This is a genomic window from Natronococcus sp. JC468 (assembly GCF_012163165.1).
Taxonomy (GTDB): domain Archaea; phylum Halobacteriota; class Halobacteria; order Halobacteriales; family Natrialbaceae; genus Natronococcus; species Natronococcus jeotgali.
In genome coordinates, this window is sequence record NZ_JAAVUO010000004.1 from 92216 (window position 1) to 118733 (window position 26518).

The 26518-nt window shown below is 68.9% G+C and carries 29 protein-coding genes and 1 pseudogene; 16 read left to right on the forward strand and 14 right to left on the reverse strand.

All coding sequences use genetic code 11. From position 1 onward, the window contains the following. Window positions 1-102 precede the first annotated feature (102 nt). Window positions 103-1749, forward strand: coding sequence for a hypothetical protein (locus GWG54_RS03985; RefSeq protein ID WP_167936543.1), 1647 nt, complete (start codon window positions 103-105; stop codon window positions 1747-1749). A 273-nt stretch (window positions 1750-2022) separates the two neighbouring features. Here GWG54_RS03985 and GWG54_RS03990 read toward each other — a convergent pair whose 3' ends face one another. Further along, window positions 2023-2250 (reverse strand): DUF5795 family protein, encoded by a 228-nt coding sequence (locus GWG54_RS03990; protein WP_167936544.1) that lies wholly within the window; start codon window positions 2248-2250, stop codon window positions 2023-2025. 107 nt (window positions 2251-2357) lie between these two features. Between GWG54_RS03990 and GWG54_RS03995 the strand changes: the two genes are divergently transcribed. Together GWG54_RS03995 and GWG54_RS04000 are read left to right on the forward strand one after the other, a co-directional pair. Next, window positions 2358-3191 carry an alpha/beta fold hydrolase gene (locus GWG54_RS03995; RefSeq protein WP_167936545.1) on the forward strand — a complete coding sequence of 278 codons (834 nt, stop codon included), beginning with the start codon at window positions 2358-2360 and terminating at the stop codon, window positions 3189-3191. Between the two features lie 151 nt (window positions 3192-3342). After that, complete coding sequence (locus tag GWG54_RS04000; protein ID WP_008418277.1) at window positions 3343-3549, forward strand: cold-shock protein; 207 nt, start codon at window positions 3343-3345, stop codon at window positions 3547-3549. 133 nt (window positions 3550-3682) lie between these two features. Here the strand turns inward: GWG54_RS04000 and GWG54_RS04005 are convergent, their stop codons facing one another. Then, a complete protein-coding gene (locus GWG54_RS04005; RefSeq protein WP_167936546.1) occupies window positions 3683-4843 on the reverse strand; it encodes a Xaa-Pro peptidase family protein in 1161 nt (386 codons plus the stop codon). Between the two features lie 160 nt (window positions 4844-5003). Between GWG54_RS04005 and GWG54_RS04010 the strand changes: the two genes are divergently transcribed. From GWG54_RS04010 to GWG54_RS04020, 3 genes are all read left to right on the forward strand, one after another. After that, window positions 5004-6599, forward strand: a complete 1596-nt coding sequence (locus GWG54_RS04010) for a trehalose-6-phosphate synthase (protein ID WP_167936547.1) — start codon at window positions 5004-5006, stop codon at window positions 6597-6599. Between the two features lies 1 nt (window position 6600). Then, a complete protein-coding gene (gene otsB, locus GWG54_RS04015; protein WP_167936548.1) occupies window positions 6601-7431 on the forward strand; it encodes a trehalose-phosphatase in 831 nt (276 codons plus the stop codon). A gap of 148 nt (window positions 7432-7579) precedes the next feature. Then, window positions 7580-7954 (forward strand): winged helix-turn-helix domain-containing protein, encoded by a 375-nt coding sequence (locus GWG54_RS04020; RefSeq protein WP_167936549.1) that lies wholly within the window; start codon window positions 7580-7582, stop codon window positions 7952-7954. Between the two features lie 24 nt (window positions 7955-7978). Here the strand turns inward: GWG54_RS04020 and GWG54_RS04025 are convergent, their stop codons facing one another. Then, entirely contained in the window at window positions 7979-8788 is an 810-nt protein-coding gene (locus tag GWG54_RS04025) for a hypothetical protein (protein ID WP_209438255.1), read from the reverse strand. Between the two features lie 315 nt (window positions 8789-9103). Here GWG54_RS04025 and hutU point away from each other — a divergent pair, with 315 nt between their 5' ends. Genes hutU through hutI form a run of 3 tightly spaced genes read left to right on the forward strand, consistent with a single transcriptional unit; the run spans window position 9104 to window position 13133 of the window. Next, a complete protein-coding gene (hutU, locus tag GWG54_RS04030) occupies window positions 9104-10894 on the forward strand; it encodes a urocanate hydratase (RefSeq protein ID WP_167936551.1) in 1791 nt (596 codons plus the stop codon). Then, window positions 10891-11898 carry a formimidoylglutamase gene (gene hutG, locus GWG54_RS04035; protein WP_167936552.1) on the forward strand — a complete coding sequence of 336 codons (1008 nt, stop codon included), beginning with the start codon at window positions 10891-10893 and terminating at the stop codon, window positions 11896-11898. Before hutU ends, hutG begins: the two co-directional genes overlap by 4 nt. Next, window positions 11895-13133, forward strand: coding sequence for an imidazolonepropionase (hutI, locus tag GWG54_RS04040; RefSeq protein ID WP_167936553.1), 1239 nt, complete (start codon window positions 11895-11897; stop codon window positions 13131-13133). Before hutG ends, hutI begins: the two co-directional genes overlap by 4 nt. A gap of 83 nt (window positions 13134-13216) precedes the next feature. Here hutI and GWG54_RS04045 read toward each other — a convergent pair whose 3' ends face one another. After that, the gene (locus GWG54_RS04045; protein ID WP_167936554.1) at window positions 13217-13570 is read right to left on the reverse strand and encodes a DsrE family protein; all 354 of its coding nucleotides are present in this window, start codon (window positions 13568-13570) and stop codon (window positions 13217-13219) included. Between the two features lie 92 nt (window positions 13571-13662). On the opposite strand from GWG54_RS04045, the gene hutH reads away from it, so the two are divergent. Continuing rightward, window positions 13663-15273: a histidine ammonia-lyase gene (hutH, locus tag GWG54_RS04050; protein WP_167936555.1), complete on the forward strand. Its 1611-nt coding sequence runs from the start codon at window positions 13663-13665 to the stop codon at window positions 15271-15273. Window positions 15274-15425: 152 nt separating this feature from the next. Here hutH and GWG54_RS04055 read toward each other — a convergent pair whose 3' ends face one another. Together GWG54_RS04055 and GWG54_RS04060 are read right to left on the reverse strand one after the other, a co-directional pair. Continuing rightward, window positions 15426-17399, reverse strand: a complete 1974-nt coding sequence (locus GWG54_RS04055) for a bacterio-opsin activator domain-containing protein (protein WP_167936556.1) — start codon at window positions 17397-17399, stop codon at window positions 15426-15428. 169 nt (window positions 17400-17568) lie between these two features. Further along, window positions 17569-17820 (reverse strand): MTH865 family protein, encoded by a 252-nt coding sequence (locus GWG54_RS04060; RefSeq protein ID WP_008425199.1) that lies wholly within the window; start codon window positions 17818-17820, stop codon window positions 17569-17571. Window positions 17821-17943: 123 nt separating this feature from the next. On the opposite strand from GWG54_RS04060, the gene GWG54_RS04065 reads away from it, so the two are divergent. Beyond that, the gene (locus GWG54_RS04065; protein WP_167936557.1) at window positions 17944-18303 is read left to right on the forward strand and encodes a CopG family transcriptional regulator; all 360 of its coding nucleotides are present in this window, start codon (window positions 17944-17946) and stop codon (window positions 18301-18303) included. Here the strand turns inward: GWG54_RS04065 and GWG54_RS04070 are convergent. Next, window positions 18300-19865 carry a cobyric acid synthase gene (locus GWG54_RS04070; protein ID WP_167936558.1) on the reverse strand — a complete coding sequence of 522 codons (1566 nt, stop codon included), beginning with the start codon at window positions 19863-19865 and terminating at the stop codon, window positions 18300-18302. The two genes, GWG54_RS04065 and GWG54_RS04070, sit on opposite strands and share 4 nt — an antisense overlap. 48 nt (window positions 19866-19913) lie before the next feature. Beyond that, entirely contained in the window at window positions 19914-20126 is a 213-nt protein-coding gene (locus GWG54_RS04075) for a hypothetical protein (RefSeq protein WP_167936559.1), read from the reverse strand. 199 nt (window positions 20127-20325) lie between these two features. Between GWG54_RS04075 and GWG54_RS04080 the strand changes: the two genes are divergently transcribed. Further along, complete coding sequence (locus GWG54_RS04080) at window positions 20326-20571, forward strand: antitoxin VapB family protein (protein WP_167936560.1); 246 nt, start codon at window positions 20326-20328, stop codon at window positions 20569-20571. Next, complete coding sequence (locus GWG54_RS04085; protein WP_167936561.1) at window positions 20568-20960, forward strand: type II toxin-antitoxin system VapC family toxin; 393 nt, start codon at window positions 20568-20570, stop codon at window positions 20958-20960. The genes GWG54_RS04080 and GWG54_RS04085 overlap by 4 nt, the downstream gene beginning before the upstream one ends. 1 nt (window position 20961) lies before the next feature. Here GWG54_RS04085 and GWG54_RS04090 read toward each other — a convergent pair whose 3' ends face one another. Next, complete coding sequence (locus tag GWG54_RS04090) at window positions 20962-21852, reverse strand: alpha/beta fold hydrolase (RefSeq protein ID WP_167936562.1); 891 nt, start codon at window positions 21850-21852, stop codon at window positions 20962-20964. 70 nt (window positions 21853-21922) lie between these two features. Then, on the reverse strand, window positions 21923-22615 hold the full coding sequence (locus tag GWG54_RS04095; protein ID WP_167936563.1) for a cob(I)yrinic acid a,c-diamide adenosyltransferase: 693 nt from the start codon (window positions 22613-22615) through the stop codon (window positions 21923-21925). 95 nt (window positions 22616-22710) lie between these two features. On the opposite strand from GWG54_RS04095, the gene GWG54_RS04100 reads away from it, so the two are divergent. Continuing rightward, window positions 22711-23067, forward strand: coding sequence for a transcriptional regulator (locus tag GWG54_RS04100; RefSeq protein WP_167936564.1), 357 nt, complete (start codon window positions 22711-22713; stop codon window positions 23065-23067). 23 nt (window positions 23068-23090) lie between these two features. Here GWG54_RS04100 and GWG54_RS21315 read toward each other — a convergent pair. Both GWG54_RS21315 and GWG54_RS04110 read right to left on the reverse strand, forming a co-directional pair. Then, a pseudogene (locus GWG54_RS21315) lies at window positions 23091-23665 on the reverse strand (ABC transporter ATP-binding protein); the annotation flags it as partial. 167 nt (window positions 23666-23832) lie between these two features. Beyond that, window positions 23833-24258 carry a CBS domain-containing protein gene (locus GWG54_RS04110; RefSeq protein WP_167936565.1) on the reverse strand — a complete coding sequence of 142 codons (426 nt, stop codon included), beginning with the start codon at window positions 24256-24258 and terminating at the stop codon, window positions 23833-23835. A 159-nt stretch (window positions 24259-24417) separates the two neighbouring features. Between GWG54_RS04110 and GWG54_RS04115 the strand changes: the two genes are divergently transcribed. Then, window positions 24418-24657, forward strand: a complete 240-nt coding sequence (locus GWG54_RS04115) for a hypothetical protein (protein ID WP_167936566.1) — start codon at window positions 24418-24420, stop codon at window positions 24655-24657. A 36-nt stretch (window positions 24658-24693) separates the two neighbouring features. Here GWG54_RS04115 and msrA read toward each other — a convergent pair whose 3' ends face one another. Next, window positions 24694-25227: a peptide-methionine (S)-S-oxide reductase MsrA gene (gene msrA / locus GWG54_RS04120; RefSeq protein ID WP_167936567.1), complete on the reverse strand. Its 534-nt coding sequence runs from the start codon at window positions 25225-25227 to the stop codon at window positions 24694-24696. A 106-nt stretch (window positions 25228-25333) separates the two neighbouring features. On the opposite strand from msrA, the gene GWG54_RS04125 reads away from it, so the two are divergent. Then, window positions 25334-25699 (forward strand): MFS transporter, encoded by a 366-nt coding sequence (locus tag GWG54_RS04125; protein ID WP_312854251.1) that lies wholly within the window; start codon window positions 25334-25336, stop codon window positions 25697-25699. A 22-nt stretch (window positions 25700-25721) separates the two neighbouring features. Here the strand turns inward: GWG54_RS04125 and GWG54_RS04130 are convergent, their stop codons facing one another. Next, the gene (locus GWG54_RS04130) at window positions 25722-26387 is read right to left on the reverse strand and encodes a 2,5-diamino-6-(ribosylamino)-4(3H)-pyrimidinone 5'-phosphate reductase (RefSeq protein ID WP_167936568.1); all 666 of its coding nucleotides are present in this window, start codon (window positions 26385-26387) and stop codon (window positions 25722-25724) included. Window positions 26388-26518 lie beyond the last annotated feature (131 nt).

Genomic DNA, 26518 nt, shown 5'->3' on the forward strand with positions numbered 1-26518 from the left:
CGTACGGTCGGTTGCGACGCCGCGAACTCCGGGTAGACGTCCGATTCTTTCGATAAGTCGGCCAATTACAGAGTAGGAATTTCTCGTGGGTCAGAGTGCACTATGGCAGAGAAAGACACGAACCGCGGAACGATGAAGCGACGGAAGTACCTCAGCGGACTCGCAGCGAGCGGCGCCGGCATCGGGGCGCTCTCGGTGGCGACGAGCCGCTCGCGTGCGGGCTCGGAGAAGAACGACGACGGGAAAAAGAAGGACGGCCACGGGAAGGGCGACGACGAAACGAAGGACTCCCACGATCTCAACGGCGACGACCTGTTCCTGGTCTTCGGGGCCGACGCCTCGGAGAAGGATCTCGGCGGCTGGGTCGACGACCACTACGACGAGATCACCGGGGAACAGGACTCGTTCGGCAGCGTCATCCAGTACCAGGACGTCGACCAGCTCAACGTCACCCAGCAGGGCAACGCCATCAGCATCGCCATCGACGGCGGCGAGGCGACGGCGATCCAGGAGGCCGAGCAGGACAACGTCAACACCCAGGCGGGAAGCGCCACCTCCCTCAACGTCGAGGAGAAGACCCGCGACGAGACGTTCGACGGGGCCAAGCGCGCGTACATCGTGTTCGCCGAGGAGACCGGCTGCCGGACGTTCTCGGGCTGGGTCGCTAGGGAGGACACCTACGAGAACGACCAGTCCGCCACCGCGACGATCGAGCAGGAACAGACCGTCGACCAGTTCAACTACAGCAGCCAGAGCGCCTCGGTCGCCGTCGCGGAGGACGGGAGCTGCGCCCAGGCGTACCAGCGAAGCTGGCAGGCCAACGAGAACTACCAGCACGCCGCGGCCGCCGCGGTGAACATCGGCGAGGCCGACGACCAGGACGCCGAGGCGTCGGTCGAGCAGGCCCAGGAGGTCTCCCAGCTCAACGTCAGCGAACAGGGGGTCGCCATCGCGATCGCCGTCGGGGAGTGCAGTAACGCGGAGGCCTACCAGGTGAGCGCACAGCTCAACCTGAACGAACAGGTCGCCGAGGCGACGGCGATCAACTTCGACGTCGAGTCGGTCGACGACATCCTCGAGCGCGCCGAGATGGCCGGCGAGCTCCCGAAGGACGCGGTGAAGCGATCTGACGACGGCGGCAAGCAGTCGAACGGCCAGGACGCCTCCGCGGAGATCAGCCAGGTCCAGCGCGTCGGCCAGGAGAACATCAGCCTGCAGAACGCGGCGATCGCTCTCGGCGTCGAGGAGAGCTACGCGACGGCTCGACAGGTGAGCTACCAGGGCAACTTCAACGCGCAGGTGGCCTCCGCTGAGGGGCTGAACGTCGAGGACGGCCACTGCAGCGCACGCTCGGTGCTCAACGGCTCCGACGCCCGCGGCGACAACTCCTGGGCGCTGGCCTACGAGAACGGCGACACCGACGAGCAGACGGCCGCAGCCGAGATCGAGCAGCTCCAGTTCGTCGAGCAGCTGAACGTCAACGAACAGCACACCGCGATCGCGTTCGCGGCCGACTGCGGGAAGGCGACGGCCGAGCAGCTGAGCTACCAGGCCAACCAGAACGTCCAGCTGGCCGAAGCCCGCGCGGTCAACGAGGGCGACGGCGGCGACGACGAGTGCGAGGACGAAAAGAAGGGCAAGAAGGACGGCAAAGACGGCAAGAGGAAGGGAAAGAAGGACGGCAAGGACGGGAAGAAGAAGGGTAAGAAGGGCAAGAAAAAGGGCAAGAAGCGCAAGAAGAAGAACTAACGCGCGACGACGACCTCTCCGCTGAACGGCTCGGTCCGACAATCTCCCGTCCCACGGATGCGTTCCCGATCGAAGCGACTTCCTTTTGTTCGAGGGCGGCCCGCGTTGCGACCGCTGACGCACATCTCGTTTCACGGCCTCGAGCGCCGCGGCCGTCGACCGCGCGAGGTCCGTACTCCCGCGGTCCGTCTCACACGGTCTGCTGTAACGATGTACCGGCGTAACCGCAAGACGGCTCGCAGTTGCGCCGTCGATAACGTACAGTAGTCCGTCTCAGTCCCGGTCGGTCTCGCTCCAGTCGCAGTCCTGACACTTCCGGCCGACGACGTACTCGGTGACCGAGGGCATGTAGCCGACCTCGAGGACGTCCCCGCCGCAGTCGGGGCAGTCCCGATCGGCGTCCGCGATCGCCTCGGCCTCCATGACGGAGTCGTCCTCGATCAGTTCCGCGAGTTTCTCGGCCGTGACCATTCGTCCCTGAACGACGCGATTTTCGCTCACGCTCGAGTGTGTGGCCCCGACGTTCCTAAGCGTTTCTCGCCCGGCTCGACGCTGCGGCGTCGCGTTCAGGGCCAACCGCTATCCGTCGGTCCGCCGAACCGCTCCGCATGGACCACGACGAGTGGACCGACCGACTCGACTCGGCGACGGTGACCGTCGACGGCCACGACCTCGAGATGGCGTACTACGACGAGGGCGACGGCCAGCCCCTCGTCTTCTGTCACGGGATTCCGACCTCGTCGTACCTCTGGCGGGCCGTCGCGCCCGCGTTCGCCGACGACTACCGCGTGATCGTCCCCGACATGGTCGGCTACGGGGAGTCGACGATGGACGACGGGTTCGACCGCTCGATCCGGGCCCAGGAGCTGGCGGTGGCCGACCTGTTCGATCGGCTCGGCCTCGAGTCGGTCTCGTTCGTCGGGCACGACCTCGGCGGCGGCGTCGGCCTGCGCTACGCCGTCCACGAGCCCGACGCGGTCGACGACCTCGTGCTCTCGAACGCCGTCTGCTACGACTCCTGGCCGATCGAGACCATCGTCGACCTCGGGCTGCCCTCGACGATCGAGGGGATGGACGTCGACGACCTGACCGACACGCTCGAGTCGGTGTTTCGGGATACGCTGTACGGCGACGCCGACGACGCCCTCGTCGCGGGGCTGGTCGAGCAGTGGGCCTCCGAGGAGGGCGTGGTCTCGCTGTCCCGGAACGCGATCGGCACGAACACGAGCCACACGACCGAGATCGATCCCGCCGAGGTGACCGCCCGAACGCTCCTGCTGTGGGGCGCCGAAGACGAGTTCCAGCCCATCGAGAACGCCGAGCGACTCGAGGGCGATATCGACGGCGCCGACCTCGTCGGGCTCGAGGAGGCGAACCACTGGGTGCCCGCGGACCGTCCCGAGGCCTACCGCGAGGAGCTTCGGGCGTTTCTCGAAACCTAGTCGGAAGTTGAGGATGCGGGTTCTGTATTCAGTCCGGATCGCGGATCCGAATATGCCGAATCGAGAACTGTGTTGTGAACGTCGTGTGGGGAGTCGTGGTACCTCGACTCTCGGAAGGGTTATCCCTCATCCAACACTCTATTTGGTTGTAATGGCAAACGGTAAGGTTGATTTCTTCAACGACACTGGCGGCTACGGTTTCATTTCGACTGACGACGGCGACCTCGACGACGACGAAGACGTTTTCTTCCACATGGAGGATGTCGGCGGCGAAGACCTCACGGAAGGTACTGAGGTCGAGTTCGACATCGAGTCCTCGCCCAAGGGGCCTCGCGCGGCGAACGTCGTCCGGCAGTAATACTGAAACACAACTGTCGTTTACAGCGACAGACAACACTCTCGAATTTTCAGCAGGTTATCCGTCCAAGCTGACGCTATCTCTACACTCTGTACAGAACGCGAGTTTCACGCCGACGAAACCGTGCTACGATCTACTGCTCCCGACCGACGTCCTCGCCGACCTCCCACCCGCGCGGCGAGTCGTTCAGGCGCTCGCAGCCCTCCTCGGTGACGACCACGAGGTCCTCGAGTCGGACTCCGAACCGGCCCCCGAGGTAGATCCCCGGCTCGACGGAGAAGACCATCCCGGGCTCGAGTTCGCGGTCGTTGCCCGCGGTGATGTACGGCGGCTCGTGGACCTCGAGGCCGACGCCGTGGCCGGTGCGGTGGACGAAGGCGTCGCCGTAGCCAGCCCCGTCGATGATCGAGCGGGCGACGCGATCGATCTCGCCGGCTTCGACCCCGGGTTCGACCGCCTCGACCGCTGCCTGCTGGGCCTCGCGGACGACCTCGTGGACCCGTTCGTACTCGGCTGGCGGGTCGCCGACGACGATCGTCCGGGTCTGGTCGCCGGGGTAGCGCGCGGTTCCCGCCTCGAGGCCCGCGTCGACGAACGCGCCGAAGTCCAGCACGATCGGATCGCCCCGTTCGATCTCGCGGTCGCCGGGGTGGTGGTGGGGTCGGGCGCCGTTCGGCCCCGCGGCGACGATCGTCTCGAAGGCGGGTTCCTCGCCGCCCTCGCTCGCCAGCAGCGAGTCGATCTCCGCGGCGAGTGCGGCCTCGGTCGTCCCGAGCAGGTCCTCGCCGCGGGCGCGGATCGCCAGCGAGACGCGGTCGGCGATCGCTCCCGCGCGGCGAAGCGCCGCGAGTTCCGCGTCGTCCTTGCGGAGCCGCAGCTCCTCGAGGGCGGCGCTCGCGAGCCCGAACTCGGCGTCTGGCGCCAGCGCGCGCACGTCGTGGTTGAACGTCGTCCACATGCGGTCGTCGAGCAGGACGGTCGCCCCGTCGCCGCGTTCTGGCAGCGTCGCTTCGAGGACGCCCTCGAGGACCGCGAGCGGGTCCGCCTCGTCGCTCCAGAGCCGGACGTCGGGCAACTCGAGGGGCTCGAGTCGGGACTCGTACATCGCCGGCGCCACGAGCGTCGGCGGGCCGTTCCGCGGGACGACCAGCAGGACGTGTCGCTCGGACGGCGACTCGACGAATCCGGTCAGGTACGCGAGGTTCGGACCCGGGGAGCAGACGAGCAGCTCCGCGCCGACGGCCTCGAGCCGTCGGCGGCAGGCCGCGATTCTGTCATCGAACGGCGAGCGCATACCTCGAGCGTTCCCGCCGTCGGGAAAAGAGCGTTCGGGTCTCGAGGACGGTACGCGGTAGTGACCCGTCTCCCGGCCGAAACGATGTCGGGGGGTATTAGAGGCCCATGCGGATGCAGGCCGCGAACCGACCCGCTAGGGCCATGTTTTCCTTCAGCGAATGCGAAATACGGAGCATCGGCCGCCCGACGGGAGTGACGACGGGCGACGAGCCGACGGGGGGAATCGCCCCGACGAGACCGAAGGCGACGATCCGGGCTGTCCGGAGTCGCTGATCGTCGTCTCCAACCGCCAGCCGTACCGCCACGAGTACGAGGACGGGGAGGGCGACGAGGGCTCGATCGTCGTCGACGAGCCCGCCGGCGGGCTGACCGCCGGTCTGGATCCGGTCGTTCGGGAGGCAAACGGCACCTGGATCGCCTGGGGCGACGGCGACGCCGACTTCGCGGTCACGGACGACGACGACTGCGTCGCCGTCCCGCCGGACGAGGAGTCGTACACGCTCCACCGGATCGAACTCTCCGAGGAGGCCGTCGACTCCTACTACTACGGCTTTAGCAACCAGGTACTCTGGCCGCTGTGTCACGAGTTCCCCGACCTGATCGACGACGGGGACGCCTGGGCGAACGACTTCGAGTGGTACCGCACCGTCAACGAACGGTTCGCCGACGCCGTCGCCGAGCACGCGACGGCGGAATCGGTCGTCTGGATCCAGGACTACCACTTCGGACTCGCGCCGCGGCTGATCCGCCGGCAGATCCCGGAGGCAGCCACCATCGCGCACTTCTGGCACATCCCGTGGCCGACCCCGGAGACGTTCGCCGAGTGTCCGGCCGACGAGGAACTCCTCGTGGGGCTACTCGGAAACGATCTGCTCGGGTTCCACGTCGACCGGTACGCGCGCCTGTTCATGGAGTGCGTCGAGCAGTACCTCGACGGCGCGGTCGTCGACCACGACCGCTGGCTCGTCGACTACGACGGCGGAACGACCCGCCTGGTGACCGCCGCGATGGGCGTCGACGCCGACACCTACGACGAGACCGCCCGCGAGGTCGAGGGGACGGACGCGCTGCTCGAGCGGCTCGGCGTCTCCCCCGAGGTCACGCTCGGGCTGGGCGTCGACCGCCTCGACTACTCGAAGGGGATCCCCGAACGCCTCGCCGCGCTCGAGCGGTTCTTCGAGTGCAACCCGGACCGACACGGCGAGTTCACGTTCCTCCAGAAGGCCACGCCCTCGCGGACCGGCATCCCGGCCTACGAGCGCCTCGGCGAGCTGGTCCGCAGCGAGGTCACCCGAATCAACAGCCGCTTTGGCACCGACGACTGGCAGCCGATCGTCTACACCGAGGAGTACGTCTCCCGGGAGCACCTCTGTGGCCTCTACCGACGGGCCGACGCGATGGTCATCAGCCCACTGCTGGACGGGATGAACCTCGTCGCCCAGGAGTTCGTCGCCTCGAGCGTCGACGAGGACGGCGTCCTGGTGTTGAGCGAGCACACCGGAGCCCACGAACGCCTCGGCGCCGACGCGGTGACGATCGACCCGACCGATACCGACGCGTTCGCCGCCGCCCTCGAGACCGCCCTCGAGATGCCCGCGAGCGAGCGCCGACGCCGGATGCGAAACCTTCGCGAGGACGTATTCGGCGCCGACCTCGAGGCGTGGATGGACAGCCAGTTCGCCGCGATCGGTCGCCTGCACTGCTCGAGCGGGTCCGACGACGACGAGCGGGGAGCCAGAACGACGCTCGTCTAACATGCAACGCCAACGCACCGAGCCGAAACCGGTCGACGAGCTTCGACCCCGCGTGCGGTCGCGACTGGACGACACGCCGGAGTTGCTGTTGTGTCTGGACTTCGACGGCACCCTGGCGCCGATCGTCGACGACCCCGACGAGGCGGCGCCGACGGAACGCGTCGAGGACGCCCTCGACGCGATCGCGGCCGAGCCCGAGGTGACGACGGCGATCGTCAGCGGACGCGCGCTCGCGGACGTCCGCGAGCGGGTCGACGGCCCGCGGATCTACGCCGGCAACCACGGCATCGAACTCGAGCGAGGCGGTTCGGTCGCCGTTCACCCGATCGCCCGCAAGCGCGCCGCGCGCATCGACGAGGTCTGCGAGGCCCTGGAGGTCGCGCTCGATCCGGTGCCCAACGCCCGCGTCGAGAACAAGCGCCTGACGGCGACGGTCCACTTCCGGTCCGTGCCCGAACCCGCCAGACCCCAGGTCGAGCGGCTCACCCGCGAGACGGTCGCGCGGTTCGGCGGCGACGGGCTCGAGCTCTCGGACGGGAAGGCGATCCTCGAGATCGGTCCCGCGATCGACTGGGGGAAGGGCAACGCCGTCGAGTTGCTCGTCGCCGACCGGAACGACGGCACGCTGCCGGTGTACGTCGGCGACGACGTCACCGACGAGTCGGCCTTCCGCGCGGTCGAACCGGACGGGATCGGCGTCCGGGTCGGCGACGACGCCCCGACCGCGGCTTCCGGGCGCGTCCGCTCGCCCGAGGGGGTCGCCGAGTTGCTCGAGTGGCTGGCGACCGACGGGCTCGAACGCGTTCGGGCCGGCCCGAACGGACCGCCGTAGTCGCCCGCCCCGAAGACGATCCGAGGTCGGCCGTGTCGGCCCGAGGCACCCTTTCGATCCGATTCGAACAGCGCTAGTAAACACCGGTCGGAGTCGAAAGTATTAGTCACCACTGGAAATATAGTGGCTGCTACGAGCGTGACCGAGAGTGAAACTACGACAGCCAACTGACTTCCTGATCCTCGAGGAACTCGAGGACAAGGGACGCAACGTCGCGACCAACCTGGCGACCCACACCGGCAAGAGCCGGAAGAACATCAATACCAGACTGCCGGTGCTCGAGGACTACGGGCTCGTCGAGAAGATTGGCCCGGCCGAGCGGTCAGGACTGTACGAGATCACGTCGCTGGGGCAGGCGGCGCTGGTCTATCGCGACCGGTACGGCGAGGTCGACGACTTCGAGGCGTACATCCGGAACGACGGTCGCGGCGACGTCGAGGCGTCCGCCGAGGACCCCTCCCCGGAGATCGACGACGCCGGCGAGCGCCGGAGCTTCGCCCGCGGCGAGTCCGACGAGGAGTAGCGCCTCGAGACCGATCCCGCCGGGCTACAGCCCGGTCCCGTCGTAGGACTCGAGGCCGCGACGCGCGCACGTCGAGAACGCCAAACTCAGCGCTCGCTCTCGCCCGTCGGCGGGCGGGTACTCGCGTCCGCACCGCGACCGATCGCCCTCGTAGTCGGGATCCCAGGCGTAGCTGCTGAGCATCGGCGTCGCCACGACGCGCTCCCCGTCACGAAAGACGACGCCGTGATCGTGATCGAGTCCCAGTGCGTGTCCGACCTCGTGTAACAGGACCTGGATCGTCCGAACCGGACGCTCGTCGGGGACGATCCGGTGGACCGCGCCGCCGTCGCGAACCCCCTCCAGTTCGTCGAACGGCGGCAGCGCCGCGAGATGGCGGGCGCCGCCGACCGAGGCGACGTGGGGCAGGGCAAAGCCCGTCGGCGCGGTCGTCATCTGGCCGTCGGTCACGAGCAGGTTGACGTCGGCGACGGGGTCGACGCCGCCGAGTCCGACCGCGCCCGACGCGAGCGTCGCGGGCCACTCCCCGTCGCTGGTTACGCTGGCGCCGTCCTCCCGCGAGACCGCGACCGTCCCGCCAACCGAGAGCTCGAGCTCCCAGTAGTCGTAGGCCAGCAGGGCCTCGAGGTACTCCCGGACGCGCTCGACGACACCGCCGTAGGCGGCGGCCCGCTCGGAGAACCACAGCCGGACCTCGAGACGATCGACCGGATCCAGCCTCGCGTAGCCCAGCGTGCCGACGGTGGCCACCGAGGCGGTCGAACCGGCCAGTCCCGCCAGCAGCTGGCGTCGCGTGAACCCCGCGCGCTCCTCGTCCGTTTCCTCGGTGTCCATGTCTCCGTTCCCGTCCGCGATCCGCGTTTGTCGCTCCCTACGCACTACGACGGCTCGTCCTAAAACGGTTACATTCGGACTACGACGGGTCGGATCGCTCGTACTGTCTGCCTTCGAGACGAGTCCGACGGCGTCGTCGGCCACGGCGGTTCGCCCGCCGTTGAGCCCGTCGGTCGTCGCGTCGCGGTACTCGAGCGAAACAGTCCCGCACACCTCGACGTTCGGGTTACTATGGCCGCGCTTTATGTCCGTTCCCGGGCGGGTCGATCGGAACGACCCGAATAGCCTTGGGACAGCGACGCATACTCCCGTCGTATGCACCGATCGGACGCGTCGTTCACCGTCGGCGAGCCGAGCGACCAGTGGCGGGAGTACCGGGGCGCACCGACGGGCACGAACCTCGAGTGTCGCGGCTGGCGCCAGGAGGCCGCCCTTCGACTGCTGAACAACAACCTCGACCCCGAGGTCGCCGAGCGACCCGAGGACCTGGTCGTCTACGGTGGCACCGGGCGTGCGGCCCGATCCTGGGACGCCTACGACGCCATCTGTGCGGAGCTCCGGGAGCTTGGCGACACGGAGACGCTGCTGGTCCAGTCGGGCAAACCCGTCGGTCGGTTCGAGACTCACGAGCGCGCGCCGCGGGTGTTGATCGCCAACTCCAATCTCGTCGGCAGGTGGGACGACTGGAAGCACTTCCACGAGCTCGAGGCCGAGGGCAAGATCATGTACGGCCAGATGACCGCCGGCTCGTGGGCCTACATCGGCAGCCAGGGGATCGTTCAGGGGACCTACGAGACACTGGCCGAGCTCTCGCGGAAGCACTACCCCGAGACCGAGGGGCTGACGGGTAAGATCGTCGTCACTGGCGGGCTCGGCGGGATGGGCGGCGCTCAGCCCCTCGCCGTCACGATGAACGGCGGCGTCTGTATCGCCGCGGAGGTCGACGAGACCCGCATCGATCGTCGCCTCGAGACGGGCTACTGCGAGGAGAAGACCGACGACCTCGAGGAGGCGATCGCAAACGCCGAAGCGGCTGCCGAGGCTGGCGAGTCCTACAGCGTGGGCGTCCACGCCAACGCCGCCGACACACTCGAGGCGATGCTCGAGCGCGAGTTCGTCCCCGACGTCGTCACCGACCAGACCAGCGCCCACGACGAGCTCGAGGGGTACTACCCGTCGGGGTACACCGTCGCCGAGGCCGACGAGCTACGCGAGACCGATCCCGAAACGTACGTCGCCGAGAGCCTCGAGACGATGGAGCGCCACGTCGACGCCATCCTCGAGCTGCAGGACCGGGGGGCGATCGCCTTCGAGTACGGGAACAACATCCGCGGCCAGGTCGCCGACCACCGCGACCACGAGTCCGTCGACGGGGGCCGCTGGCCCCTGTCGGGCAGCGATCCGGAGGATCGCCAGCCGTTCGACTTCCCGGGGTTCGTCCCCGAGTACGTCCGCCCGCTGTTCTGTCGGGGCAAGGGGCCGTTCCGGTGGGTGGCGCTGTCGGGCGATCCCGCCGATATCCGCCGCACCGACGAGGCCGTCCTCGAGCTGTTCCCCGAGAAGGACCACCTCCGTCGCTGGATCGACCTCGCACGGGAGCGAGTCGAGTTTCAGGGGCTGCCCGCGCGGGTCTGCTGGCTGGGGTACCGGGCGGGCGACGATGCAGACGGCCTGACCGAGCGGGCCCGCTTCGCCCTGCGGATCAACGAGCTCGTCGCCGAGGGGGAGATCGCGGCGCCGATCGTCGTCACCCGGGACCACCTCGACGCGGGCTCGGTCGCCAGCCCGAACCGCGAGACCGAGGCGATGGCCGACGGCACCGACGCCGTCGCCGACTGGCCGATCCTCAACGCCCTGCTCAACTGCGCGGCCGGCGCCGACATCGTCAGCGTCCACGACGGCGGCGGCGTCGGCATCGGCAACTCGCTGCACGCGAACAACCACGTCGTGCTGGACGGCTCCGAACTCGCCGCCGAGAAGGCGGAGGCCGTGTTCACGACGGATCCCGGAACGGGCGTCGTTCGCCACGCCGACGCGGGCTACGACGCGGCCCTCGAGGAGGCCCGCGAGTCCGACGTTCACGTCCCGATGGAGGAGCGCCGATGAGCGGCGACCGAGGACCCGCGGACGCCGCCCGGTTCGCGACCAACCCCGACTGGGCGTCCACCGGGGGCTGGGACGCCCTTGCCGACGGCGACCCCAACGACGAACTGTTCGGCGATATCGTCGATCGGGTCGCCCTCGAGGACGCCGGCGAGTACGAGGCCGTTCTCGTCGGCGAACCGTACGACGGCGCCGTCCTCGGTCGACGGGGTGCCCGGGAGGGACCGCCCGCGATCAGGCGGGCGCTGGCCCGGACCAAGACCCACCACTTCGACGGCGGACCCGTCGCGGGGGTCGCGGATCTCGGTGACGTGGCCGGACTGGTCGACGCCCTCGAGTCCGAGGACGCCGACGCGGATCCCGATCCCGCGGCGGTTCAGACCGAACTCCGCGAGACGACCCGACGCGTCCACGAGAGCGACGCCCTGCCGATCTTCGTCGGGGGCGACAACTCGCTGACCTATTCGAACGTCGCGCCGCTGCTCGCGGACGGCGCGGTCGGCGCCGTCAACCTCGACGCCCACCTCGACGTGCGCGCGCTCGCGGACGGCCCTACCAGCGGGACGTCGTACCGCCAGCTGCTCGCGGACGGGCTCGCGGGCTACGCCTGCGTCGGCGCCCGCCACTTCGAAACGTCCACCGCGTACCACGACTACTGTCGCGAGCGCGGGGCCGAGGTCGTCACGAGCGAGGAGGTCGGCGACGACGTCGTCGAGGCCGCCGACCGCGCCCTCGAGGCGGTCGCCGACGCCGACGCCGTCTACGTCAGCGTCGACTGCGACGTCCTCGATGCGAGCGCCGCGCCGGGCGTCAGCGCGCCGACGCCCGGCGGGCTCACGACCCGGGAGCTGTTTCGTCTGCTGCGCCTGCTCGCGAGCGACGACCGCGTTGCCGGCTTCGAGGTCGTCGAGTGCGCCCCGCCGCTGGACCGCGAGGGGCTGACGGCCGACGCCGCCGCGCGAGCGATCGCACACTTCCTCGCGGGATATACGGAGGGACGACGATGAGCGGAGGCGATCTCTCTCTGGTCTACGATATCGGCGAACTCGTCGTCGGACCGGGCGAGGACGACTCCGACGACGGCCCCCTCGAGATCCGCGAGGACGCCGCGTTCGCCGCGGTCGACGGGGCGGTCGTCGCCGTCGGCTCGAGCGAGGCGATCACCCGCGAGTACCCGCCGGAGAACGCCGCGACCGCGGTCGACGCCGACGGGCGGGCGGTCGTACCGGGATTCGTCGATCCCCACACCCACGCCGTCTTCGCGGGCGATCGGTCCGACGAGTTCGAGGCCAAGCTTCGGGGCACCGAGTACCGGGAGATCCTCGAGGCGGGCGGCGGCATTCTTCGAACCGTTCGGGCGGTCCGGGAGGCGAGCGACGACCAGTTAGTCGCGAATCTTACCGGGCACCTCGAGACGATGCTCGAACACGGCACCACGACGGCCGAGGTGAAGTCGGGGTACGGACTCGATACCGAGACCGAGCTACGGCTGCTCGCGGCAATCGACCGCGCCGACGCCGTCCAGCCCGTCGATCTCGTCCCGACGTTCATGGGCGCCCACGCGGTTCCGGAGGGACGGGACGCCGAGGCGTACGTCGACAAGGTGATCGGCGAGCAGCTCCCCGCGGTCGCCGAGCAGGGGATCGCCGCCTTCTGCGACGTCTTCTGCGAGGAGGGGGTCTTCGACGTCGACCAGTCCCGTCGGGTGCTCGAGGCCGGCCGCGAGCGCGGGCTGGCGCCGAAGATCCACGCCGAGGAGTTCACCCGCCTCGGCGGCGCGGCGCTCGCGGCCGAGCTCGGCGCCGTCAGCGCCGACCACCTGCTGTGTGCGACCGACGAGGACGTCGACGCGCTCGTCGAGAGCGAGGTCGTCCCCGTCCTGCTCCCGGGAACCGCCTTCGGCCTCGGCGAGGGCTACGCCGACGCGCGGGCGTTCCTCGAGGCGGGCGCGCCCGTCGCGCTGGCGACTGACTTCAACCCCAACTGTCACTCCCGGAGCGTGGAGTTCGTCCAGACGCTCGGCGCCGTCGAGATGGGGCTGACGCCCGCGGAGGCGCTGCTGGCCGCGACCCGGAACGCGGCGCTTTCGCTCGGCCTCGAGGACGGGACCGGAACCCTCCGGGAGGGCGCGCCCGCCGACGCCGTCGTACTCGAGGCGCCGTCGTACGTCCACGTCGCCTACCGGCTCGACACGTCGGCGGTCGAGGCGGTGCTCAAGTCGGGGGAGGTGGTGTACGAATGACGGCTGCGACGGCGGCGGTGGTCGACCCATCGCCGACCGCGCGGATCGGATCGTCGGTCGGATCGAACCCGCAGAAGGGAGCCTCAGTAGGTGATGATCTCGTAGCCGTCGTCGACGAGCGAGCGGATGCTCGGGTGGCCCTCGTACTCGTCGATGGGGTCGGCCTCGCTCTTCTCGACCTCGTCCTCGACGTCGTAGGCGCCCGCGCAGTACTCACAGACCTGTACGTGCTCCGCGACGTCGGCGTACAGCGCGTGGTAGTCGTGGTCCTCGTCCTCGAGTTCGCCCACCCACTGGGTGCCCGCTCCATCGAAGATGATCTCGACGTCGTCGCCGGCGTCGTCGAACTCCTTGGCGGTCTGGAGGCCGTTGACGACGCGGCCGAGGTCGGACGCCGATTCCGTGCCGGCGAGAATGACGATCGCTGCGTTTGGCATGTAACCGCCACTCGGATCCCCGTACCGATGTCCGTTGGGCGTTCGTGTGCGGGCCGCCCACGAGCGACGGCCCCAACCGGGGGTGTGTTCCGATGACCGTCGTCCTCGACGGCGAGTCGCTCGCGCCCGAAGACGTCGCCGCGGTCGCACGCGACGGGGCTCGAATCGAGGTCGCCGAGACGGCCCGCGAGCGGGTCAGGGAGTCCCGAGCCCGCGTCGAGGACGTGATCGAGAGCGGCGAGGCCGTCTACGGGCTGAACACGGGCTTCGGCGAGCTGGTCGACGAGCGCATCCCGCCCGAGGAGCTCGAGCAGCTCCAGACGAACCTGCTGCGCAGCCACGCCGCCGGGGCGGGACGCGAACTCGAGCGCGAGGAGGTCCGCGCGATGCTGGTCGCCCGGATCAACGCCCTCGTGACGGGCTACTCGGGGATCCGCGAGACCGTGATCGACCACCTCGTCGCGATCTGCAACGAGGGGGTCCACCCGGTCGTCAGGTCCCGCGGAAGTCTCGGCGCCAGCGGCGACCTCGCGCCCCTGGCTCACCTGTCGCTGGTGCTGATCGGCGAGGGGGAAGCGGTCGTCGAGGGGACGAGCGAGGAAGCCGAGCGCCGGCTCCCCGGCGACGAGGCGCTCGCCGCAATCGGCCTCGAGCCCCTCTCGTTGCAGCCCAAGGAGGGGCTCGCGCTGATCAACGGAACGCAGCTGACCGCCGGACTGGCGGCCCTCGCGGTCGTCGACGGCGAGCGACTCGTCCGCGGCGCGGACGCCGCGGGCGCGCTGACGATCGAGACGTCACTGGGAACGACGGCGACGGCCGACGCGGCGATCCACGAGGCCCGCCCCCACGCGGGCCAGCTCGAGAGCGCCCGGGCGGTCCGCGAGCTCACCGCGGGCAGCGAGATCGTCGAGGCCCACCGCAACTGCGATCGGGTCCAGGACGCCTACTCGCTGCGGTGTCTCCCGCAGGTCCACGGCGCGGTCCGCGATGCCCTGACTCACCTCCGGGACGCCGTCTCCATCGAACTCAACAGCGCGACGGACAACCCGCTGGTGTTCGCGGGCGACCGGGTCGACGACCGCGCCTCGGGCACCGACCGCGCGGCGGTGCTCTCGGGCGGGAACTTCCACGGGACGCCGCTGGCGCTACGTCTCGAGTACGCACGCCTCGCGCTGACCGACCTCGCGGCGATCAGCGAGCGACGGATCGACCGCCTGCTGAACCCCAACCTCCAGGAACCCCACCTGCCGCCGTTTCTCGCCGCCGACGGCGGCGTCGAGTCGGGCTACATGATCGCCCAGTACACCGCGGCGGCGCTCGTCAACGAACTTCGGTCGCTGGGCGCGGCCTCGGCGGACAACACGCCCGTCAGCGGCGGCCAGGAGGACCACGTCAGCATGAGCGCCCAGTCGGCGCTGCACGCCCGACGGGCCGTCGAGAACGCGACGCAGGTCGTCGGCGCCGAACTCGTCTGTGCGGCCCAGGCCGCGGAGTACGTCGACGACGCCTTCGAGACCGACGACTCGCTCTCGCTCGGCGTCGGGACGAGCGCCGTCTGCGAGCTAGTTCGGGGGGTCGTCCCCTCCCTCGAGGCGGATCGTCCCGTCCACACCGACGTCGATCGAGCCGCGGCGCTGCTCGCGCGTGGACTGGTCGACGAGGCGATCGCCCGCGCGACCGACGGACGGTCGGAACGGGAGTGACGAGCGGTCGTGTCCCCGCGCTGTCAGCCGATTCTTTACCCTTATAGCGCTCGAGCACCTACCCGAATCCGCCTTCGTCGGTCGAAGGCGCCGGCGCGACGGGAACCGTTCGAAACGCCACCACCTACCGTTTCCACCGCCGCCGCCGGTTTTCACATCGCGCCGCCGTTCTCCTCGAACAGTTCGCCGAGTACCGTCTTGAGACCCTTCCTGAGGTGCTGGTGCATCGTCGGCGGCGAGACCTCCATCGCCTCCGCGATCTCCTCGCCCGTGCTCTCGCGGGGCCACTCGAAGAAGCCGCTGTAGTAGGCGAGTCGCAGGGTCGCCAGCTGTCGCTCGGTGAGCCGATCCAACACGTCGTCGCGGCGCTCGGCGGCCGTCCTGACGGGGTGGTCGACCTCCCGGCGAGCCTCGAGTTCGGTCTCCTCGTAGACGTACTTCAACGCCTCGGCGACCTCCCGGACGTCGGCGTCGCGGGGCACCTCGACCAGGACGGACGCGGAGCCGTCCTCGACGACCACGTCCCGGATCGTCGCGCCGTGGTAAAAGAGGGTCTGCACGCCCGACTCCCGCAATCTGATCTCGAGCGTACAGCGGTCGGGGCCGTCGTAGATGAGCCGACACGCCTCGATCGAGTCGTGGTTCTCGGCCTCCTCGAGGGCGGTCTCCCCGTCGAGCCCGTCGACGGTCAGGTACTGGAAGATTCGGCCGTCGGCGGTCGATCCGGCCCACTCCATCGACATCCTGCAGTCGTACTCCCTCGTGAGGTCGAACGAGAAGGTATCGCCGTCGTCGATTCGGAACTCGAGCTCGAGGACGGTGTCGGAAAACAGCAGCTGTCGGTTCTTGACCGCGCTGATGGTGAACCCGGTCGTCTCCCCGAGCAGCTCGAACCCGCTTCGCTCGCTCTCGCTGAAGGTGTCGTTCCGGTTCGCGACCACCGCGAGGACGCCGTAGGTCGTCCCGCCGTGCCTGATCGGGACGACGACGGCGGCGTCGATCCCGTCGGCGCGGGCGGCCTCGCGGATCTCCTCGGGAACCGACTCGTCGCCGGGCACGTCGTCGATCGACTGGATCTCGCCGGTCGTGACCGCCCGCTGGGCCGGCCGCTGATCCTGCGGGTCGCAGTTCTCGACGGCCTCGAGGTAGGTCCGGGCGGTGCCGTCGCCGGTTCGATAGGCGAGCTTTCCCTCCCCGGTGCGCTCGGCGATCCAGGCGCCGCAGTACAGCTCCGACTCGACCAGTTGCTCGCAGACCTTCCGCTCGATGGTCTCCTGGGTCGGCGCCTCCACGAGCGTCTCGATCACCTGCCGGACGACCTGGTTGATCCGGTTGACGGTCTCGAGTTGATCCCGGCGGGACTGTAGCTCTCGCTCGCGCTCGGCCCGCTCCGTGATGTCCCTGGCCAGCCAGACGACCGCGCGCTGTCCCCCGATCCGACCGTCGATCGGCACGATCCGGGCCTCGTACCGGCGCCGTCCCTCGGTCGTGTCGGCGCCGTACTCGATTGACTGGGTCGCGTCGGTTTCGATCGCGCGCTCGAGCGACGACTGCAGTCGCTCGCCGACGTCCTCGGGAAACACCGACTCGAGCGTCTGCCCGACGAGCCCGTCCACGGGCGTCGAGTACAGCGCCGCCGCCTCGGGACGGACCTTCGACTCGAGGTACGTGCCGTCCTCGCCGATGACGAACGCCTCGTCGGGGAGCTCGTTCGCCAGGATGCGGTGGTACGCCGCCGACTCGTCGATCGACGGGTCGGCGATCATCTCGACGATCCGGTCGGCCTTCGATTCGGGATCGTCCGCCGCGACGTATTCGGTCGCGCCCGCCCGCAGCGCGGCCGCCGCGGCGCGTTCGCTGCCCTCGGGCGGCGCGACGACGACCGGCGCCACCTGCAGCGCCGACTGCACGCCGTCGAGGACCGATCGGATCGTCGCCGGGCGATCGGACGCGAGGACGACTGCCGCGGGTTCCTCGCCGGCGGCCCCCCGAAGCGACTCGAGGGCCCGATCGGGCGGGATCGTCCGGACGCGAAGCGAGGACGTCGTCTCGAGTGCCGTCGACAGTTCGCTCTCGGTGGACTCCGTGATCAGGGCGACCGTCGCGTCGGTGGTTACGTCTTGCATAGCGTCTCGAACCAGTTTCCGGCGACCGTCCGCGTCGGTCGGACTTCTTCGGGAACGTCACCGGCCACCGACGTAAGTGCTTGGCCATTCGCAGTACTCATATCCGGCGGTCGCCGCCCGGTCCGCGACCCGCCGCGAGAAAACGGCCCGTTCGAACGTCCCGCTCGCCTCAGATCTCTCCCTGCTCCTCGAGGTCCTCGAGGATGTCGTCGACGAGCGGTTCGGGCTCGTCGTAGGGGAAGTCCCCGCCGGTGGTCTTGGTGTTGAGTTCCATGGCCGTCATCGAGAAATCGCCGGACTCGAACGTCGTTCCCGGTCCGTTCGGCAGGGCCGGAACGAGGTCCATCGGGCTCGAGACGGGGTAGTCTGCGCCTTTGAACGCGTCGATCATCTGGTCGCGGAGTTCGGATTTGTCTGCCATCGCGTCCCCCAATTGCGGATGATAAATAATAAACCTGTTGTGAACTCCAAGCCGCGAGCGACCGGTTCGTTCTGCGCTCGACGCCCGAAACAGTAATAGGTCACCGCTATGAACGGTTCCGGTATGGCGAAAGATACCGTCAGATATCCCGACGCGGTCGTCGACCGGATCGACGGCCTCGTCGACGACGGTATGTTCGAGAGCAAGTCCGAGTTCTACCGCTTCTCCGCCGAGTACGTGCTCACGCTCGTCGATCCGGACCACGACGTCGAGACCTTCAACTTCGACGAGATCAAGGCCGAACTCGACATTCCCGAGGACGACGACGGCGAATCGTTCTTCCTCGAGGCGGTCATCACCGTCCGCAAACACGGGCTTCGGGGCGACTACGAGGCCGCCGAGACCTTCATCGACGACCACTACGAGCCGACCGACCGGGAGAGTCTCGTCCTCGAGGAACTGCTCGGGACCTACCGCGACTAGTCGTCGAACGGCGCCCCGAGCGCCGCGAGGTCGACGTTGTCCGCGACCAGCGACGCGGCCCGATCCGCCGGCCGCGCGTCGTCGCCCCCGCTCGAGTCGTCGGGGCGATCGATCCCCGCCGACGCCGCGACGGTCTCGAGAAACGCCTCCCGGACCGGCGCGGCGTCGAACAGCCCGTGGAGGTAGGTACCGAAGACCGTCCCGCGAGCCGCACTCGTTTCGCCCAGCGGTCGGTCGACCGCCTCGAGCGCCCGGGTGCGGCCGGCGTGGATCTCGTAGCCTCGCGCGACGGCGCCGTCGGCGGCCGCGAGCAGCGGCGACGCCGAGCCGTCGACGGTCACCGCGGTCCGCTCGAGGCGCTTGTCGGGCTCGAAGCGCGTCTCGACCGGGAGCAGGCCCAGGCCCTCGAGGACGTCCTCGTCGCCGACCCCCTCGAGCGCGGCGTTGGTGATCCGCTCGCCCAGCAGCTGGTAGCCGCCGCAGAGCCCGACGATCGGGCCCGAGAACCGCTCGAGGGCCGGACCGACGGCCGACGCCCGGAGCGCGCGCAGGTCGTCGACGGCGTTTTTCGTCCCCGGGAGGACGACCGCGTCCGCGTCGGCCAGGGGATCGTGGCTCCCGTCCGCGCCGTTCTCCTCGAGGGGAACGAACTCGACGGCGACGCCGGACTCGGTCGAAAGCGCCTCGAGGTCGGTCGCGTTCGAGAGCCGCGGGAGCCGTGGGACGGCGATCGTGAGCCGTCGCTCCGCGGGGACGCCGTCGGCGCCGAGGACGCCCCGTTCGCCGGGCCCGGGCAGGCCGACGCTGTCCTCCTCGGGCAGCCCCGGATCGTCGTAGGGGAGCACGCCCAGGATTGGTACTCCAGTTCGCGATTCGATCTCCTCGATGCCGGGCTCGAGCAGCGCGGGGTCCCCCCGGAACTTGGTGATCGCGGCGCCGACGACCCGCTCGCGGATATCGTCGGGCAGCAGCTCGATCGTCCCGTAGAGGCTCGCAAAGGCCCCGCCGCGCTCGATGTCGACCAGCAGGAGGACGTCGGCGTCGGCGAAGCGGGCCGTCTCGAGGTTCGCCAGGTCCCGATCGTGGAGGTTGATCTCGGCGATGCTGCCGGCGCCCTCGGCGACGATCACCTCGTTGTCGGCCGCAAGCCGACGGTAGGCGTCGACGGCGGCCGCGCGGGCCTCGCGCCAGTGCTCCTCGTAGTAGCTGCCCGCGGGGACGTGCTCGCGGGCCCGACCCCCGACGACGAGCTGGCTCTCGCCGTCGCCGCGGGGCTTGAGCAGGACGGGGTTGGAGTCGGTCGTCGGCGCGATCCGCGCGGCTCGAGCCTGGACGAACTGGGAGACGCCGATCTCTCCCCAGCGGTCGTTCCCGTCGCTCGTACCGTCCGGGTCGTCGCTCGCTTCCGGACGGACCACGACGCGGGCGTTGTTGCTCATGTTCTGTGCCTTGTACGGCGCGACCGAGACGCCCCGGTCGGCCAGGTATCGGCAGAGGCCAGCGACCACGGTCGACTTGCCGACGTGGCTCGCGGTGCCGGCGACCAGAAGGGTCCGCGTCATCGCCCCGAACTCGAGCGGGGCGGAGTATCGTCCTGTCGGTTCGAGCGATTACTCCCCGTCGTCTTCCTCCCCGCCACGCTCGTCGCTCTCGAAGCCGACCTCCTCCTCGGCGTGGGGTTCGATGTGGCTCAGGATCTCGTGGGGGACGTAGCCGATGTTGTACCCCTCCTCGTCGTGGAGGACGACGCCCTGTTCGTACTCCCGGAAGTCGTAGCAGTTGATCTCCTCGTAGGCGTTGCCCGGCTTGTAGACGACTTTCATGTGTACGCCGTCGCAGCCGTGGCCGGTTTTCCCTGCCCTTGCAGGCGAAGGGCGCTTTCGGCGCTCCTGACAGGTTCTCGAGGCGGCTGATCCCGTGCTCGGGGCGATCGTTCACCGCTCGATCGGTATTGGTAAGACAGGTGGATGCTCCGCGATCTGCGACAGAACAGTTAACACCGATCTGCACACATGTGTGTGCATGGGAGAAACCGAGTACCGGAACGTCCGACTCACCGAGGAGGCGTACCAGCGACTCAAGAGTCGCAAACAGGAGGGAGAATCGTTCTCGGATACCGTCGAACGAATCGCCGGCGAACGATCGCTGCTCGACCTGGCAGGAATCCTCTCGGACGAGGAAGCCGAAGAGATGCGAGAGGCGATCGACGAGCGGGAAACCCAGTCACGGGCGCGACTCGATCGGTTCACTGAACAACTCGACTCGTGATCGTCGATACCGACGTCCTCATCCACCTGATGCAGGGCAACGAGAACGCTACGCGGAAGATTTCCGCACTCGAGAACCAGCACGTTCCCCTTCACATCTCGTCGGTTTCCCAGTTCGAACTCTACCACAGTATCGAACGAGTGCACGATTCGGCTGCCCGTCGACGAACGATCGAGGCGGTACTCGACACGAAGCCCGTGTATCCGGCAGACAGCGCGGTGATGAAGAAAGCCGGTCGTATCGACGGACGGCTGACGTCCGACGGCGATGCGATCGGGATGGGTGATACGATTATCGCGGCAACGGCACTCGTCCACGAGGAATCTATCCTCACGAAAAACGTCGCGCACTTCGAACGGATCGACGGGCTCGATGTCGATACGTTCTGATTCAGTCCTCGAGGAACGACTCGACCTCCGCCAGTAGCTGCTCGCGGTCGTCGATCAGCGGCGAGTGGCCGCAGTCCTCGAGTTCGACGAACGCCGCCGTCTCGCCCAGATCCGCGAGCGTCTCCTCGAGCATCGCCTCGGTGATGACCAGGTCGTCCTCGCCCCGCAGGACGAGCGTGTCGGCCTCGACGTCGGCCGCGTGTCCGGAGCCCGCCGTGACGCCGTTGTGCTCGTCGCTCACGTTGAACCGGGTGAGCGCGTAGTCGACGTCGACGAGGTTTCGCTGGGTGAACATGTCCGCGACGTACTCGTCGTATCGCTCCGGGTCGGGTTCGTCGTTGACGTAAATGAGCTGGTTCCAGATCCCCTTCATCGTCGCCGCGTCCTCCTGCTCGTGGGCCTCGAGGACGGGCGCGACCTGGACGGGATCCCGCGCGATCTCCTCGCGGGTCGTCAGCACCTCGTCGGTCGGGTTTCCGTCCTCGTCCTTCCGGTAGATCGGGTAGCCGCGCGTGCTACAGGGCGCGAGCAGGACGAGCTTGCGGACCCGGTCGGGGTGGGCCGCGGCGTACTCCATCGCGACCCCGCCGCCGGTGGACCACCCCCAGAGGTGGAACCGCTCGAGGCCGAGTTCGTCGACGAACAGCGCCAGATCCTCGGCGAAGTCCGCGAGCGAGTCGATCGGCTCCTCGTAGCTCGACTCGCCGAACCCGCGCATGTCCATCGCGTACAGCGCGTAGCGGTCGGCCATCGCCTCCAGGACGACGTCCCAGTGTTTCGAAGAGGTCATGTTTCCGTGGAGCAGGACGACCGGAACGTCGCCCCCCTCGCGTTCGCGGTAGCCGATCGTCTCGCCGTTCGGCAGGTCGACGGTCTCGAGGGTGACTGCCATACCGCGTTACTGTACGATCGGCAACATAAGTCCACGGGCGGGACTCGCGGTGGAGGACGGCGGAAAACGCTCAGTACTCCGTTCCCCGCCGCGCACGCTGGCCCGCGTCGATCGGGTGTTTCACCTTCCGGACATTCGTGATCAGGTCCGCGCGGTCCTCGAGGTAGGTCGGCTCGGTGTGGCTCCCCGACAGCACCAGCTCGAGGTCGTCGGGTTTGGCGTCGAGCAACTCGAGGACATCGTCCTCGGCGAGTAGCCCCTGGTCGACCGCGTACAGCACCTCGTCGAGGAGCAGCACGTGAACGCCCTCCTCGGGGTCCGCGTCGAGATCGATCGGCGCCGAGAGGTCCGCCTCGTCGGCCGCCGCGAGCAACTCGCGGGCGCGCTCGAGGCCCGCCTCGGCCTCGGCCTCGTGGTCGGCCTCGTCGCTGCCGTCGGCCATCCCGTGCCAGCCGTAGTGGCCGAGGTTCTCGTAGCTCATCCCCGGTAAGGCGGCGATAGCGTTGTACTCCCCGCGGACGGCCTCGACGCTCGAGGCGCCGCCTTTCATGAACTGCAGCAGGTGGACCCGGTAGCCGTGGCCGGCTGCGCGCATCCCCATGCCGAGCGTCGCGGTCGTCTTTCCCTTCCCGTCGCCCCACCAGACCTGGACGAGTCCGAACGACTCGGGCGCCGCAGGTTCGATGCGCTCGGCTTCGGGCGTTCGGCCCTCGCCGGGCGTGTTCTCGAGGACGTCGGCGTTCGCGGATCGGTCGTCGCTCATGCGGAAGGAGTGTCCCGCCGACCACATGTAGCTACCCCATCCCGGGGTCGACCAAACGTGTCTTTAGGCTCCGTTCCCAACCCGCGTGTACTCGTATGTCACTCGAGTTCTCCTCGTCGGACGACACCCCCGCCCGCGAGCACGTCTTCGGCGCGTTGACCGACGAGGCGTGTCGGGAGATCATCGCGGCGCTCGAGGAACCCCTGACCGTCGAGGAGACGGCCGAGGTGACCGAGCACCCGCTCTCGACGACCTACCGGAAGCTCGACCGACTGACGGAGGCCGGGCTGGTCAGGGAGACGGCCAGCGTCGGCCGGTGCCGACGCGAGAAGTCCCGCTACGTCGCCGACTTCGAGCGGGTCGCGATCGGCCTCGACGACGACCGATCGATCCGGGTCGACGTCGACGGCTCGAGCGATCCGCTGGTCGGCCTCTGGACCCAGGACTCCTGACGGCCGCTCCCTTCTCGCGGCGTTCAGCGACCGCCGGAGACGACGCGACCGTCCCGGAGTTCGACCGCGCGGTCGGTCACCGCCAGGGTCTCGGCGTCGTGAGAGGCGACCAGCATCGCCCGTTTCCGACCGATCTCAGTCAGTAGCTCGAGGACCCGTCGACCGGTCGCCGTATCGAGCTCGTCGGCGACGATTACGTCGGGGTCGGTCGCCAGCGCGCGGGCGATCGCGACGCGCTGTTGCTCGCCCCCGCTTAACTCCCCCGGCAGGTGGCCGATCCGATCGCCCAGCCCGACGCGCTCGAGCAGCGTCGTCGCCCGATCTCGGCGCCGTTTCTTCGGTACTCCGGTCTGAACCAGCAGGAGCGCGACGTTCGCCCGCGCGGACAGCGAGGGGAGGAGGGCGAGGGGAGGAGGTGAAACCGCTGGAAGACGATCCCGATCCGCTCGCGGCGCAGGCGGGTTCGCTCGCGGTCCGACAGCGCGGTCAGGTCGGCGCCCTCGACGGTCACCGTTCCCGCCGTCGGCACCAGCAGTCCGGCGACGGCGTGGAGGATCGTCGACTTCCCGCTCCCGCTCGGTCCCTCGAGGCCGACGATCCGTGGATCTACGACGAGCGACGGCGCCAGTGCTCATTGTTTCGGACCCGTTTCGTATCGTAGGAGCGGGTTTACCACGAAGATACCGCGCGGCTCGACCGAGTCGGCGCCGAAGGGAGATCCTACGATCGGTCGAACCGGGACGGCTCGCCGGAGACCGCACGCCGCTACGGGCGGTAGTCCGGCGACTGCACTTCGATCGTCTCCGAGACGTTGTCGAGCTGTTCGCCGATCGTCGCCACGAGGTCGTCGAGCGTGACGATCCCCGTCAGCGTCCCGTCGTCGTCGACGACCGGGAACCGGCGGGCGTTGTGCTCCTCGATCGCTCGCGAGACCTCGATCGCTTCGTCGTCCTCCCGTAGCGTCGCGGGGTCGGCGGTCATCGCGTCCTCGACCGAGACCGAACCCACGTCGTCGTTGTTGGGGATCGCGAGGGCGACGTCGCGATCGGTGACGATCCCAACCGGTTCCTCGCCCTCGGTGACGACGACGGCGCCGACGTTCTCCTCGGCGAACCGCTCGGCGACCGTCTCCAGGTTGTCGTCTGGCTGTACCGTTACGACGTCTTCCGGACCGAGTTCGCCAACTGGCATACGAGTCGGTCGACGCTGCGCACCCTTGTGACGGTACGGCCTTCGAGTGAGCGCAGACGACGCCCGCCCACGGATACGCCGGCTGCGGGACGGTTTTGCGGACCGCGGGCCGGAGGCTGCGGGGGGAGCGCTTACGGTGGGCGGGCGCCTAGCCGAACCATGCGAGTCCCAAAACAGCTCCGAGACGGTCACACCGACGACGCGGTCGTCCGCCAGACCGAGGCCGAGGACGGGAGCGTGATCACCGTCGACTTCGGCCCCGACGCCGCCGACATGGCCGTCGACGTCGTTGACGATCGGGTGCTGGTCGTCATGGACGACCGGCAGTTCGAGTTCGAACTGCCCGCGGGCGCCAGCGAGGTTACGGCCAACAACGGAATCCTGACGATCTCCGAGTGAGGGCGCCCGGGCCGACGCGCTGAACGGACCCCGAACTCAGTCCTCGAGCGTCGCCTTCGCGGCGAACTTCTCGCGGACCTTCTCGACTTTCGGCGCCGCGTGCATCGAGCAGTAGGCGTCGTTGGGATTCTTCTCGAAGTAGTTCTGGTGGTACTGTTCGGCCTCGTAGAAGGTGTCGAGCGGTTCGATCTCCGTGACGATCCCCTCGTAGAGCCCCTCGTTCTCGAGCTCCGCGGCGAAGGCCTCGGCGGTCTCGAGTTGCTCGTCGTCGTGGGCGTAGATCGCCGAGCGGTACTGGCTGCCGACGTCGGGACCCTCGCGGTCCTTGGTGGTCGGATCGTGGATCGTAAAGAAGACCTCGAGCAGGTCCTCGTAGGCGACCGTCTCGGGGTCGTACTCGAGCTGGACGACCTCCGCGTGGCCCGTCGAGCCCGAGCAGACCGCCTCGTAGGTCGGATCCTCGGCGTGACCGCCCGCGTAGCCCGACGTGACCGATTCGACGCCCTCGAGCTGTTCGAAGGCCGCCTCGACGCACCAGAAACAGCCGCCGCCGAAGGTCGCTCGTTCCATGGTCGGCCGTAGGGAACGAGCGCGCAAAGACCTGACGGGACGACCCTGCCGCTCGTCCCGTCGGTTCGGCCGTCACGAATATGTAACGTCGGGTGAACGTACGGTCGTGAGGGGCGGCTTTCGGGAAACGGCGCTCGGCGGCCTATTCGTCCTCGTCGCCAGCTACCTGCTCGTCGTTCCCGGTCGCCGGCTGTGGGGCCCGACCATCGACCGCGTCGGCGAGTTCGGATTCCTCCTCGTGTTGATCGGCGTCTGTCTCGCCTGTGGTGCGGGCTTCGGAGCGCTGACCGGGATCCGGTCCCTCCCGCTCCTCGTCGGCGGCGCCGTCGTCTACTCCGTCTGGTGGCTCTTCCTCGAGGCGACCGCCGGTCCGTTCGACAGCCCGGTCCACGTCCTCCTCGGCACGTTCATGCTCGGCGGGTTCGCCGTCGGCGTCCGGCTGGCCGGGACGGCGCGCTCGCGGTACGGATAGCCGGACCGTGGCTCCGAGGGCTTCAGCCGTCGGCCATCCGCCAGGTCAACAGCGCCCCCTCGCCGACCCGCTCGAGGCTCTCGAGCTCAAGGGTCGGGAAGTCGGCGACGAAGCCCTCGCCGTCGGCCAGTGTCGGGGCGTCCCGGCCGCCGATGACCGTCGGGCCGACGAACACGCGCAGCTCGTCGACGAGGCCGTCCTCGAACAGCGAGAAGATGAGTTCGCCCCCGCCCTCGACCATGATCCGCTCGAGCCCCTGGGCCTGCAGGGTCGCGAACGCCCGCAGGAGGTCGACGCGGTCGTCGCCGGCCGTGACCAGCTCCGCGCGGTCGGCCAGATCCATTCGGTCGTCGATCGTCGCCCGCTCGCTCGTACAGACGTAGGTCGTCGCCGCGTCGTCGAGGACGGCCGCGTCGGTCGGCGTGCGCGCCCTCGAGTCGACGACCACCCGGGCCGGGTGTGCGGGCTCGCCACGGTCGCGGCGCTCGTCGATCAGCGCCTCCTCTTTGACGGTGAGGTGGGGGTCGTCTGCGAGGACGGTGCCGACGCCGACGACGACGGCGTCGCTGTCGGCCCGCAGGCGGTCGACCCGTGCGAAATCGGCGTCGCCACTGATCGGGATCTGTTCGCGGCGTCTCGAGGAGAGCTTCCCGTCCGCGCTCGTGGCGGCGTTGACGACGACGTGCATACCCCCTGCTGGGAGGCGGGTCCTAAAGAAGGCGTGGGTAGGGGTGTTCGGGTGGGTTCGTCGAAGCGGGGCAGTAGCGATAGCCGACAGTCACAATAGGAACCTAAGCCAACTACCTTGGTTGGTCCAGG